This is a genomic window from Veillonella sp. AF36-20BH, assembly GCF_003602765.1.
Taxonomy (GTDB): Bacteria; Bacillota; Negativicutes; order Veillonellales; family Veillonellaceae; genus Veillonella; species Veillonella hominis.
This window is the reverse complement of record NZ_QTLR01000003.1, coordinates 94,920-107,657: the sequence shown is the minus strand read 5'-3', so window position 1 is coordinate 107,657 and position 12,738 is coordinate 94,920. Positions and strand designations below refer to the sequence as shown.

Here is a 12,738-nt window from a genome sequence, read left to right as displayed (position 1 = left end):
ATGCGCTATTTTTATTTTGTTATACCTTATCATTGTTGTACAAAGAAGGGACTTCATTCATGCTAAGGGCATAACAAATATATAAAATTAATATATTGCATAAAATGGAATAAGTGGAATCATTGCCCTTTTATATAGGGGAAATATAGAGTTTATGGTATAATGAATTGATATACTGTTATGTTACAGAAAGGAACTCAACAACGTGAGAAAAGCCTTAAGATATATTTTGATCCTAGTTATTGTAGGTATATTAATTATTGGTGGAGGCCTAGGTGCATTGTACTTTGTACCGAATACCTTTGCTCAAGATGATGGAACACAAGTAGTCGTTATTGAAAAAGGTCAAACGGGTACTGAAATTGCAGATATGCTTTTTGAAAGAGGGCTTATTCGTTCAACTCAAGGCTTTAAGCTCTGGTTATATTTGAGCGGTACCAATGATAAGCTTCAAACTGGCCATTATCAAATACCTAATAAAGTAACTGTGCGCGAACTCATTTCTTTGTTACAAGAAGGTCATGTAGAATCTATTCGTGTTACAATTCCAGAAGGATATACAGTTGGTGATATTGCTATCGTTCTTGAAAAGAATCAAATTATGAAGGCGAAGGACTTCTTAGCTGAAGCTAAGACCTATGTACCATACCCTTATATGAAAGGTACAAAACCTGCTACATATCCTGTAGAAGGCTTCTTGTTCCCAAGCACGTATGAAATCCCTGTAGGTGCTACGCCTCGTGATGTTATTCAAATGATGGCTGACGAAATGAATCGTTACCTTACACCAGCTGTGAAGAAACAAATTCAAGCTCAACATATGAGTATTCATGACTTTGTAACCTTGGCGTCTATTGTTGAACGAGAATCTTTATTTGATGCAGACCGTCCAACTATTGCAGGGGTATTCAAAAAGCGTCTAGCTCATGGTATTCCATTGCAATCTGATGCGACTATTTCCTATGTACTTGGCTATGCGAAAGAAAATGTAACGATTGGTGATACACAATTGCAAAGCCCATATAATACATATGTATCTAAAGGTTTACCACCAGGACCAATTGCAAATCCTGGTAAAAAAGCTCTAGATGCAGTATTACATTCTGAAAATACAGATTATTTATACTTCGTAGCAGATAAAGAGGGGCATAATCACTTCTCTAAATCTTACGAAGAACATTTAGCAGCGGTTAATAAAATTTATGGTGCTGACACAGTAAAAAATTCTTCTGCTAATACGGAAGTAGCTGCACAAGCTGGTCCTAACTATGACGTAGCAGTAGCGACTACAGAGCCTAATTATAATTATAGTTCTGCAGAAGCGGTGGAAGCAGATTCTCAATATGTTGACGTAGAACCTAGTTATAAATACACACCAACTACAGTTCCAGCAGCTGAGATTCCAGATCCGGTACCAGGTTCAACACAAAATCAATCATCGACGCAAGTTACGCCAACTGCTCCATCCTATGGAAATAATACAAATACCAATACGTATGTACCAACGACGACACCTGTACCTGAATCGATGCAGAACGTTATTCCTAATGCACAACAAGTACCACAAATTCAGGTAGAACCTGCAAATCCTGCTGAACGCTCTACGTTGGTAGTTCCTAGTGGTACTAACAATAGATAATGTAGGAGATTTAATCTACTTTCATGACATTAAATGATATTTTAAATGAACAGCGTATTTACGCGATGATTAATGATGTGCCGATTTTACGAGAATCTGAGGTTCATCTATTTGAAGAATTAATAGGTTTGTACCGGCCCACCTCTGTGTTAGAGGTGGGCACCGCCATTGGTTACTCCGCTTTGTTGATGGCTCCGCTACTTTACGAGGAAGAGGGGCATATTACATCCATTGAACTGGATGATGTGCGTTACGAAATGGCGAAATACTATATTAACCAATCCGATTATGCTGATAAAATTACATTGCTGAAAGGCGATGCGTCTCAAGTCTTAACGGAACTCACAGGCGAATATGATCTAGTGTTTTTAGATGGTCCAAAGGGGCAATATTTAAAACAACTTGAACTTATTCTGCCACATGTGAAAGAAGGGGGCGTCATTCTTGCAGATAATGTACTCTTTAGAGGCTATGTAAGGGGCGATAAGGAACCACCAAAACGGTTCAAAACTATCGTAAAACGGTTACAAGAATACTTAACATATGTTGAAAATAAAGAATTGTTTAACACTACTATTTACCCAATGGGTGATGGTATGAGTGTGAGTGTGTGGAAAGGGCACAACAAATAATGGCAGAACACTTTATGGAATTGCTTTGTCCTGCAGGTAATATGGACAAGCTTAAAATGGCTATCCGCTATGGTGCGGATGCCGTATATTGCGCAGGTAAACGCTTTGGCTTGCGCGCAGGCAACTCTAATTTCTCCGACGAGGAATTAAAGGAAGCTGTAGAATTTGTACATGCACATGGTAAAAAGATTCATGTTACATGTAATATCATTCCTCACAACGAGGACTTCGAAGGTTTAGAGGACTATTTGAAATTCCTTGAAAGTATCGGTGTTGATGCTATCATCGTTGCAGACATGGGGATTTTTAGCCTTGCTAAGCGCGTGGCTCCAGGTTTAGAGCTTCACGTAAGTACACAAGCTTCCACTACGAATTGGCATACAGTTCAAATGTGGAAAGAACTTGGTGCCACACGTGTTGTAGCGGCTCGCGAAGTATCCTTAGCAGACCTTAAAGAAATGAAGGATCATGTAGATATTGAAATTGAGTCCTTCGTACATGGTTCTATGTGTATTTCTTACTCTGGTCGCTGCTTATTGTCTAACTATATGACAGGTAATCGCGATGCGAACCGTGGTCAATGTTCTCAATCTTGTCGATGGAAATATTCTCTTGTGGAATCTAATCGACCTGGTGAATATTACCCAATCGAAGAAGATGAACATGGCACGTATATCTTTAACTCTAAAGACTTGTGTTTAATTCACCGCATTCCAGATCTATATGAAGCTGGTATTGATAGTCTTAAAATCGAAGGTCGCATGAAATCCGTTCACTACTGTGCCACAGTGGCAAAAGTATATCGCACAGCGATTGATACATACCTTAAAGAAGGTAAAGATTGGTACGTTCGTCCAGAATGGATTGCAGAATTAGAAAAGATTTCCCATCGCCCTTATACAGACGGCTTTGCTGAAGGTCGTCCTGATGAAACGGCGCAAAACTATGGTAAATCTACGAATACTCAAAGTCATGACTTCATCGGTTTAGTTATGGGCTACAACGAAGAAGAAAAATACGTTGATCTTGAACAACGTAATAACTTCAAGGTGGGCGATAAGGTAGAATTCTGCCAGCCAAAAGGAGAACTAGTTGAAACTGTTATAGAAAAAATGACAGATGAAGATGGTAATCCTATCGATGTAGCACCGCATGCACAAATGAAAGTACGCATTTACATGGATACACCACTTGAAACGTACTCCATGATGCGCCGTGAGTGCAAACCTAAAGAGGATGAATAGTTTATGAGCAGTACAGCTTTAGAGCCGAGTAAATCAATCGGTGCATTTCCAGATGTACCCGATTTAGCAACCTCTGGAGAAGAAGCGTATGTGTACTTTCACATTGATCCTAAGCATACGAATTTCATCAATCGCATCATTGAAGGCTATGAATATTTAGGTGTTATGACCTCTGTAGAGGCGAGTGGGCGCTGCATGTTGCGTTGCACACCATCTACAAGGTCCTTGGCGCTTGAAGTATTAAGTAGCTTATCCGACTATGTCACTATAGAAGGTTAAGTATAATTTTGATTGTAAATCGTATGAGGGAATTTTATGACTATACTAGATTTACAATTACATCAAATGTATACAAATTATAGAGAAATGAGAGTATATCTATGAAACAATCTATTTTGAAACGCGCATTATTAACAGCTTGCCTTGGAGTATCGATGGCAGGTGTAGCTATGGCGGGTCCTGTTGGTCCTGTAATCATTCCTCAAGCAGGAGATGTGGTTGTTATCAACCACGGTCCTGATATGACGTTTACAGGGAATATCAATTTTGATGTGGAAAGCCAAACTAACAACAATTTACAAATTGGCTCTACTGTGATTCCTAATGTAGTATATGGTGCGGCATTCAATAAATCTGGTGCACCAGATACCATCATCCCGGCTCAAACCTATGTATATGTAGGCACAAAAGACGGGGCGAATGCTTTCACAGAAGCTAGCGATGCAGATAAAAAAGGTGCAAGCTGGAATGTGGAAACATTGAAGAAAACTAAATCTGGCGATGTACAATTGGCGAGCCGTGGCGTTCCTGAAAAACCGTTGGCTAACCAAGTGGCGACCATTAAAGACTCCATTATGCTTAGCGCTGTAGACCTCAGTACAACAGAGGTGGGCCGCAATAGCAAGGGTGTTTTATACATGACCGTGCCTAAGGAATTGAAATTGACTGCTGACACAGGTATTCCTGATGACGTGCGCGAAACGATGCCAGCCATGTTCCGCGGCAAGATGGGTGACTCCCTCATGGTAAACCTCATGCCTCTAAATGAAGAAGAGAAGCAACAATTAGCGGCAAATCCTCATAATGCAAATGCAATCGTATTTAACCGTGGTATGAATATGGCAAAAATGATCGGCTCTTCTGCGCGTACAAGCAAGGTGTATACATACATGAAGGACCATTATTTGAACCTTGTTATCGTAGCGAAAGATTATGATGATAACGGTGCTCGCGGTAGTGGCGTTATGATGGTATCTAAACAAGATAACTCTAATGACGTGCTCTTAACACTCTATAAAGGTCCAGATCTTTCCACTAGCAAATTGGAAAAAGTAATTGGTGCTATGCTGTCTACAAACTTCAAACGTTAATAGAGCTAGCAAAATTTTCAAAGGTTAATAGATCTTACAAAACGGCTCGATACATTCGGGCCGTTATTTTTAATGTATAGAATTTATAAAATTTCCAGTTAAACTGTATTGAATTTTTTAATTCTCTATGATACTATAATCTAGTAAAAGTGATGCAAAGGACATGATTCTTTTATCCCTGTGTACCAGAGAGAGGCAGATGCTGGAAATGCCTTACACATATATTTGAGTTACCCCCTTTAAACTGATTTGTCGAACCTAAGTAGGCAAATACGGCCGCCACCGTTATCGGGCTTAATGAAGTGAATTAACTATACACATATATTCGTATAGGTAGTTAACTAGGGTGGAACCGCGAATGATCTTCGTCCCTTGTTTGTAGGGATAGAAGGTCTTTTTTTATTACCCAATTTCTTCAAGATATTTACTCAATGTACATGTATTGTGTGGCACGTGAGCATATTGGTAACAGTAAAAAATCGATGCTATCCTAGTTTATAAATTGGAGGAAAGAAAAATGGCAGATGTAAAAATCATTTTACCTGATGGTAGTGCGAAGGAATATGCTGCTGGCACTACTCTTGGGGAAGCAGTAAAACAACTATCTAACAGCTTGGCTAAAAAAGTACTAGCTGCTAACGTAAATGGCGAATTAACAGACCTTCGCGAAGAACTTGTAGATGGTTCTGAAGTAGCATTCTTAACATTCGAAGAAGATGGTGGTAAACATACATTGCGCCACACAGCTTCTCATATCTTGGCTCAAGCTGTCAAACGTTTATGGCCTGAAGCTAAATTGGCTATTGGACCAGCTATCGACAAAGGTTTCTACTATGATATCGATATGGAACATACTTTGACTCCTGAAGATTTGGGTAAAATCGAAAAGGAAATGAGCCGTATTGTAAAAGAAAATTTACCGATTACTAAATCCGTTATGCCTCGTCAAGAAGCTATCGAATTTTTCAAAGCTAAAAATGAAGACTACAAGGTAGAATTGATTCAAGACCTTCCTGAAGATGCAATCATCTCTTGCTACTCTCAAGGGGATTTCATCGATCTTTGCGCAGGACCTCACGTGGCATCCACTGGCAAGGTGAAAGCTTTCAAATTACAAAGCATTGCAGGTGCATACTGGCGCGGCGATGAAAAGAATAAAATGTTGCAACGTATTTATGGTACAGCATTCGAGAAAAAAGAAGAATTAGATGCGTATCTTCATATGCTTGAAGAAGCGGCTAAACGGGATCATCGTAAACTTGGTAAAGAACTTGGTTTGTTCGTTATCAAAGAAGAAGGTCCTGGTTTCCCATTCTTCTTACCAAAAGGTATGGCTCTTCGCAACGAATTAGAAAACTTCTGGCGTGAAGTTCACCATGATTTTGACTATGAAGAAATTCGTACACCTATCATCTTGAGTAAACATTTGTGGGAAACTTCTGGTCACTGGGATCATTACCGTGAAAATATGTATACTACAATCATCGACGATGAAGAATATGCAATTAAACCTATGAACTGCCCAGGTGGTATCTTGGTTTACCAAAACGAAATGCATTCCTATCGTGACTTCCCATTGCGTTACGCTGAACTCGGTTTAGTTCACCGTCATGAATTATCCGGTGCATTACATGGCTTATTCCGTGTACGTGCATTCACACAAGACGATGCTCATGTATTCATGTTGCCAGATCAAATGCAAACTGAGTTGATGAAAGTTATCGAATTGTTCGACCGTATCTATAGTCAATTCGGCTTGAAATATCATGTAGAACTGTCCACTAAACCTGATAATGCAATGGGTGATGACGCAATTTGGGAAGCAGCGACAGAAGCATTGCGTAATGCTATCGAAGCGAAAGGTATTCCATACGTAATCAACCCTGGCGACGGCGCATTCTACGGTCCTAAACTTGACTACCATATCGAAGACTCCTTAGGTCGTACATGGCAATGTGGTACTATTCAATTGGATATGAACTTGCCTGAACGGTTCCAAATTGAATACATTGGTGAAGATGGTCAAAAACATCGTCCTATCATGATTCACCGTGCATGCTTCGGCTCTATGGAACGTTTCATTGGTATCTTAACTGAACACTATGCAGGCGCATTCCCAACATGGATGGCTCCTGTACAAGTTAAAATTTTGCCTATCTCTGAAAAACATGTTGAATATGCTAAGGAATTGGCAAAACAAATGCACCGCGACTATGTACGCGTAGAAGTAGACGATCGCAGTGAAAAAATCGGCTATAAAATCCGCCAAGCACAAATGGCAAAAGTTCCTTACATGCTTGTTGTGGGTGATAAAGAAGTTGAAGAAGGCACAGTTAACGTTCGTAAACACGGTGGTGATGAATTAGGTTCTGTACCATTTGAAGAATTCTTTAATTCTATTAAGATTGAAATTAAAGAACGTAATTAATTAAATATCTATTGTTTATATTGATAAAAATCCCCCTCACATCTTGCACAATTATAATTAGTCTGTATAATTTATTAGTGGTGAGATTATATGAGGGGGATTTTATTATTATATTCTCTTTAATTGTTACCTGTGAGTAGCGAAAGGAAATGACTATGAAAGAAGTAAATTCATACGGTTGGAAAGCTGTTATTGGTTCATCTATAGGTTATGCCATGGATGGGTTTGATCTCTTGATTCTTGGCTTTATGCTAACCTTGATTTCAGGGGACTTAGGCTTGACTACTGGTCAAGCAGGTTCACTTGTGACGTGGACCTTGGTAGGTGCCGTAATCGGTGGTTTTATCTTTGGTACCTTGTCAGATAAGTTTGGTCGTGTTCGTGTGTTGACATGGACTATTGTATTATTTGCTGTATTCACTGGGCTTTGTGCTTTTGCACAAGGTTATTGGGATCTTCTCATATATCGTACAATTGCCGGCATCGGTCTAGGCGGTGAATTCGGTATTGGTATGGCTTTAGCAGCTGAAGTTTGGCCGGCACAACACCGTGCAAAGGCAACAAGCTATGTTGCCATCGGTTGGCAGTTAGGCGTATTGGCCGCAGCACTGTTAACTCCCGTATTACTTCCTTATATTGGTTGGCGTGGTATGTTCCTGGTTGGCATTATTCCTGCCTTTGTGGCATGGATTTTCCGTGCGAAATTACATGAACCAGAAATCTTTGTTCAAAGTAAAGAAATTAAGGACCATTCCTATACGAACTCATTCAAGTTATTAGTAAAAGATGTAAGAACTACAAAAACATCTATAGGTGTTGCTGTTTTAACATCTGTTCAAAACTTTGGTTATTACGGTATTATGATCTGGTTGCCTAACTTCTTGAGTAAGCAATTAGGTTTTTCTCTTACAAAATCGGGTCTGTGGACTGCCGTAACTGTATGTGGCATGATGCTTGGCATTTGGTTATTCGGACGATTGGCGGATAAAATTGGTCGTAAACCAACATTTATCTTGTTCCAAGTATGTGCTGTGGCATCTATCTTGATTTACTCTCAACTATCTGATCCAACAGCTATGCTATTTGCCGGCGCTATTCTAGGGGCCTCTGTAAATGGCATGATGGGTGGCTACGGTGCCTTAATGGCAGAAGCTTATCCAACAAGTGCTCGCGCAACGGCTCAAAATGTATTATTTAACATCGGTCGCGCTGTAGGTGGCTTTAGCCCAATGGTAGTAGGTATGATTATCTCAATGTACTCGTACCAAGTGGCAATTGCATTCTTGGCTATTATCTATGTAATCGATATATTGGCAACCGTATTCTTGATTCCGGAACTTAAAGGTAAGGAATTAGAATAAATAATTGTTTGTGAAAGCTTTACATCGAAAAGAATATAGACGTTTTATATTGAAACTCATATAAAAATCAAGAGGCTCTGTCTTAAGACAGAGCCTTTTATAGTATGTTTAATTTAAAATATTAGAATTATTTAGAGTGTTTGGTCTATTTAGAATATTTAGACTTACGCAATTCCAATCCAATGCCAGTATGTCAGTGCAAATACGAGCATCATGACATAGCCGATGATGGTTAAGGGAATCCCTGTAGTCATAAATGTTTTTACATCGAATGTATCTGTACCATAAGCTACCATGCCTTGTGGTGAGTTTACTGGTAATACCAGACCAAAGCAGATTGCATATTGCATGAGCATTGTTACGCCAAGCGGATTAAGTCCTTCTGCGGAATGTCCCATAACGATGGATATTACGATAGGAATCATGGCAGATGATAGAGCTGTAGCTGATGCAAATCCAAGATGGATTAAAATCAGGAAGGCAGCCATAATAGCAATCAAAAGGAACACGCTTGCTGTTTCAAGGGAGAAGGCATTTACAAATACCTGTGCGAGCCAAGTAGCAGCTTTTGTTTTAAGTAATACGGAACCCAGTCCTATACCAGCTCCAAACATAACAATCGATCCCCAGTCGATATTTGGCTGTGCAAACGTCCAGTCCATAATACCAATTTTAGGGAAGAAGAATAAGGCAATTGCTATAATCGTAGTTGTTGTAGTATCGATAGAGTGTAGTTTACCCCCTGTGGCCCACAATGCTAATAAACCAATGGAGATGCATAATAGTTTCTTTTCATCAAATGTCATTGGACCGATTTCTTTACGCATTTTAGCGAGTTGTACATCACCGCCAACGAGCTCTTTAAACTCTGGTTTGATAAAAGCTTGCGTTACAAAGTAGGTAATAATAGCCATAATTATGGAGAACGGTGCAGCTGCTGTGAGCCAATCAATCCAACTTACAGATGTATTCATCTGTGCTTGCATAAACCCAACAGCTACAAGGTTTTGAGCGGCAGCTGTTTGAATCATAATATTCCAAAATGTATCTGCTTGTACGGCACCTACCATGAGCAGGGCTGCTACACGGCTTTTACGTTCAATACCTAAGTTTTCGACGATACCGATAATAATTGGAGCCAAACAAGCAATACGAGCCGTTGCACTTGGTACAAAGAAGGCGAGAATAAGGCCTGTAATAATAACACCTAAATAGATGCGGCTGACCTTTGTACCTACACTAGATAATACGAGCATAGCAATGCGACGATCGAGACCTGTTTTACGCATGGCTACGGAAATAAACATCGCTGCACCTACGAGAATCATCGCAGGGGAAGAATAACCTGAAATAATTAGTTTCAAGGCATTGGCTGTGCCCATAGTTTTCGCTGGCGCTTCTGGATTTGGAGAGAAGCCTAGTAATAAGGCAGTGAGTGCCGTAATCATGGTCGCACTTACCGGATAGGATACAGCCGATGTCATCCACAAGATGATAGCAAAGGCGAGGACACCAATCATGCGATGACCACCGGTAGATAATGTTTCTGGCGTAGGCAATAATAAAATACTACCTAGAACAATAAAGGCGAGAATAAGGCCAATATTTTGAACTGTTGTACGAGCCTTTTGCGGAGGCGAACTAGTTGTTACACTCATGATAAAACCCCTTTCAGTTTGTGTAATACCTATTACTGTATAATACCTAGTTAGGTAGAATATATTATATATATTATTGTATTGTATTTTTCTATAGAATTAATAATTATATTATAGAAATATTGTATACATAAAGGGGGATAGGTGTCAGTAAGTATGCCTATATACAGAACTTATAATCTCTGTTATACTATAAGAGTTGTAATAATAAATTGCTGAGAGCAACTTAAGATTGTTGTTGACTTTCATTATCTAATTTGTTATTATAATTAAGTAATTTATGAAGCAGAGGCCATCCGCCACTCACCTAATACCAAGAAGTATGAGGTTAATATAGAGAATTCTATTCGGATGGTGTTTGCCGTCCGTTTTTTTATTCTCTTGGAGGTGAACGCTATTAGCAAGGATACACCACGCATTAATGAAGAGATTCGTGCTCGTGAACTTCGTGTCGTAGGTCCTGAAAACGAACAAATCGGTATTATGTCTGGCCGTGAGGCTTTGGCATTGGCTGAAGAACAGCATCTTGATCTTGTGGAAATTGCACCTAACGCTAAACCACCAGTAGCTCGCATTATGAACTACGGTAAATATCGTTATGAACAACAAAAACGCGAGAAAGAAGCGAAAAAGAAACAAAAAATCGTAACTTTGAAAGAAGTCAAATTACGTCCACATATTGAAGACCATGACTTTTACGTAAAAATGAAAAATGCATCCAAATTCTTGGCTGAAGGTAACAAAGTAAAAGTAACTATCATGTTCCGCGGTCGTGAACTTTCACATCCAGAACTAGGCATGGCAGTGTTGACACGTTTTGCTGAAGAACTCAAAGAAACGGCGTCTATTGAAAAAGCAGCTAAATTAGAAGGTCGTAACATGACCATGATTTTAGTAAGTAAATAAGGTATTGGGAGGATTATATTATGCCAAAAATTAAAACTCGTCGCGCAGCGGCTAAACGTTTCGCAGTAACTGGTACTGGTGAATTCAAGCGTGCGAAAGCTTTCAAAAGCCACATTCTTGAGAAAAAATCTCCAGCTCGTAAACGTAATTTACGTAAAGCTACATTGGTTGCAAAAGCTGACCACAAACGCGTAGCTAAATGCTTACCATACGCTTAATCGTTAACTATTAGATCGATACATCGTAATTTAGGAGGAATATACAATGGCAAGAGTGAAAAAGGGCGTTACAGCTCATGCACGTCATAAAAAGATTTTAAAATTAGCTAAAGGTTACCGCGGTACACGTTCCCGTTTGTTCAAAAAAGCTAACGAAACAGTAATGAAAGCGTTGTACTACGCTCGTCGTGACCGTCGTGCGAAAAAACGCGAATTCCGTCAATTATGGATCGCTCGTATCAACGCAGCGGCTCGCATCAACGGTACAACTTACAGCCGTTTCATCGCTGGTTTAGCTAAAGCAGGCGTTGAAGTAAACCGTAAAATGTTGGCTGACTTGGCAGTTAACGATGCAGCAGCATTCGCTAAACTTGTAGAAGTAGCTAAAAACGCTTAATAGCATAACAATATACATTGAGGACTCTCTTTAGAGGGTCCTTTTTTTATGTGGTGAAAGTAATAGATTATCAATACTTATATAATATGATATTCTATACATAGAATGTGTGTGATAAATATTGAAAGAGGGGAATTAAAATAATGAAAAAGTTATTTTCTATATTATTGTTAGTATGTATGGTAATACCATTACAGATCCAAGCTATATCAATGGAAGCTATTAAAAATGATAAGAATAATGTTCCTATTCTTAGGGGAAAAAATACTATTACGTATTTTGTAGATAAGCGTTCCATTAAAAGAGTAGAAGAGAACCAGTTTATTTATAAAGTACAGGCAGTTGTATATGAGGTTGAAAATAATAATAGTAGTAGAACTAACTCATATATTCACAAGGTTTTAGTTACTTATCGTTATGATATAAACCATTCTGTAGCCACCGTATTACGTACTCCACAGTATGCACAAGACTATTCACGTCTCATATATGCTAAACAAGCTAACTCTGGTATGAAATTAACAATAAATAGTGTGGAAGATTTTAATTATGAAGGTGTGGCTTTGGGGAATTTCGGTAATATTCCACAACAATATGTTGATGTGGCTTTGCGTGATCCTAAATATGTTGTAGGTAACTATATCTTTAAAGAAGCTTATGGTACAGCTTTTGAAAATATGACTCTTCATAAGAAATTAAATAAATGAGTTTATGGAAGTAGCTAAAAATGCTTAATAGCATAGCAATACAGATTAAGGACTCTCTTTGGAGGGTCCTTATTTGTATGGTGAAAGTATGATATAGCTACATTTATATTTTAGTGTAAAATACTAAATCGTTTTAGCTGTTTTATAAAGTGAAATAAACTATCAAAAAAGTAAAATA

Annotated in this window: 12 protein-coding genes and 1 other annotated feature; of the genes, 11 read left to right on the top strand and 1 reads right to left on the bottom strand. The window is 38.8% G+C overall.

Features of this window, described 5'->3' with window-relative positions:
* Nucleotides 1–205 precede the first annotated feature (205 nt).
* From mltG to DW000_RS04740, 7 genes are all read left to right on the top strand, one after another.
* Entirely contained in the window at nt 206–1,639 is a 1,434-nt protein-coding gene (gene mltG, locus DW000_RS04770; protein ID WP_120055393.1) for an endolytic transglycosylase MltG, read from the top strand.
* Between the two features lie 23 nt (nt 1,640–1,662).
* Nucleotides 1,663–2,271, top strand: a complete 609-nt coding sequence (locus DW000_RS04765) for an O-methyltransferase (RefSeq protein ID WP_120055391.1) — start codon at nt 1,663–1,665, stop codon at nt 2,269–2,271.
* Nucleotides 2,271–3,515, top strand: a complete 1,245-nt coding sequence (locus tag DW000_RS04760; RefSeq protein WP_120055389.1) for a U32 family peptidase — start codon at nt 2,271–2,273, stop codon at nt 3,513–3,515. The genes DW000_RS04765 and DW000_RS04760 overlap by 1 nt, the downstream gene beginning before the upstream one ends.
* A 3-nt stretch (nt 3,516–3,518) precedes the next feature.
* Nucleotides 3,519–3,794: a DUF4911 domain-containing protein gene (locus DW000_RS04755; protein ID WP_120055387.1), complete on the top strand. Its 276-nt coding sequence runs from the start codon at nt 3,519–3,521 to the stop codon at nt 3,792–3,794.
* Between the two features lie 101 nt (nt 3,795–3,895).
* Entirely contained in the window at nt 3,896–4,885 is a 990-nt protein-coding gene (locus DW000_RS04750) for a hypothetical protein (protein ID WP_120055385.1), read from the top strand.
* Between the two features lie 143 nt (nt 4,886–5,028).
* Nucleotides 5,029–5,261 (top strand) — a binding site (T-box leader).
* Nucleotides 5,262–5,402: 141 nt separating this feature from the next.
* The gene (gene thrS, locus DW000_RS04745) at nt 5,403–7,313 is read left to right on the top strand and encodes a threonine--tRNA ligase (protein WP_120055383.1); all 1,911 of its coding nucleotides are present in this window, start codon (nt 5,403–5,405) and stop codon (nt 7,311–7,313) included.
* A gap of 155 nt (nt 7,314–7,468) precedes the next feature.
* Nucleotides 7,469–8,674: an MFS transporter gene (locus DW000_RS04740; protein ID WP_120055381.1), complete on the top strand. Its 1,206-nt coding sequence runs from the start codon at nt 7,469–7,471 to the stop codon at nt 8,672–8,674.
* A 164-nt stretch (nt 8,675–8,838) separates the two neighbouring features.
* Here the strand turns inward: DW000_RS04740 and DW000_RS04735 are convergent, their stop codons facing one another.
* Nucleotides 8,839–10,332 carry a DASS family sodium-coupled anion symporter gene (locus DW000_RS04735; protein WP_120055379.1) on the bottom strand — a complete coding sequence of 498 codons (1,494 nt, stop codon included), beginning with the start codon at nt 10,330–10,332 and terminating at the stop codon, nt 8,839–8,841.
* Nucleotides 10,333–10,683: 351 nt separating this feature from the next.
* Between DW000_RS04735 and infC the strand changes: the two genes are divergently transcribed.
* The 4 genes from infC to DW000_RS04715 all read left to right on the top strand — a co-directional run bounded on the left by infC (nt 10,684) and on the right by DW000_RS04715 (nt 12,560).
* Complete coding sequence (gene infC / locus DW000_RS04730; protein ID WP_021148309.1) at nt 10,684–11,238, top strand: translation initiation factor IF-3; 555 nt, start codon at nt 10,684–10,686, stop codon at nt 11,236–11,238.
* Between the two features lie 20 nt (nt 11,239–11,258).
* Nucleotides 11,259–11,456, top strand: coding sequence for a 50S ribosomal protein L35 (rpmI, locus tag DW000_RS04725; RefSeq protein ID WP_004696338.1), 198 nt, complete (start codon nt 11,259–11,261; stop codon nt 11,454–11,456).
* Between the two features lie 46 nt (nt 11,457–11,502).
* Entirely contained in the window at nt 11,503–11,853 is a 351-nt protein-coding gene (rplT, locus tag DW000_RS04720; RefSeq protein ID WP_004696335.1) for a 50S ribosomal protein L20, read from the top strand.
* Nucleotides 11,854–11,996: 143 nt separating this feature from the next.
* Nucleotides 11,997–12,560: a hypothetical protein gene (locus tag DW000_RS04715; RefSeq protein ID WP_120055377.1), complete on the top strand. Its 564-nt coding sequence runs from the start codon at nt 11,997–11,999 to the stop codon at nt 12,558–12,560.
* Nucleotides 12,561–12,738: the final 178 nt, after the last annotated feature.

Coding starts and splice junctions, on each gene's coding strand:
- DW000_RS04765 (WP_120055391.1), top strand. CDS start 1,663: ATGACATTAAATGATATTTTAAATGAACAGCGTATTTACGCGATGATT.
- DW000_RS04760 (WP_120055389.1), top strand. CDS start 2,271: ATGGCAGAACACTTTATGGAATTGCTTTGTCCTGCAGGTAATATGGAC.
- DW000_RS04755 (WP_120055387.1), top strand. CDS start 3,519: ATGAGCAGTACAGCTTTAGAGCCGAGTAAATCAATCGGTGCATTTCCA.
- DW000_RS04750 (WP_120055385.1), top strand. CDS start 3,896: ATGAAACAATCTATTTTGAAACGCGCATTATTAACAGCTTGCCTTGGA.
- thrS (WP_120055383.1), top strand. CDS start 5,403: ATGGCAGATGTAAAAATCATTTTACCTGATGGTAGTGCGAAGGAATAT.
- DW000_RS04740 (WP_120055381.1), top strand. CDS start 7,469: ATGAAAGAAGTAAATTCATACGGTTGGAAAGCTGTTATTGGTTCATCT.
- DW000_RS04735 (WP_120055379.1), bottom strand. CDS start 10,332: ATGAGTGTAACAACTAGTTCGCCTCCGCAAAAGGCTCGTACAACAGTT.
- infC (WP_021148309.1), top strand. CDS start 10,684: ATGGTGTTTGCCGTCCGTTTTTTTATTCTCTTGGAGGTGAACGCTATT.
- rpmI (WP_004696338.1), top strand. CDS start 11,259: ATGCCAAAAATTAAAACTCGTCGCGCAGCGGCTAAACGTTTCGCAGTA.
- rplT (WP_004696335.1), top strand. CDS start 11,503: ATGGCAAGAGTGAAAAAGGGCGTTACAGCTCATGCACGTCATAAAAAG.
- DW000_RS04715 (WP_120055377.1), top strand. CDS start 11,997: ATGAAAAAGTTATTTTCTATATTATTGTTAGTATGTATGGTAATACCA.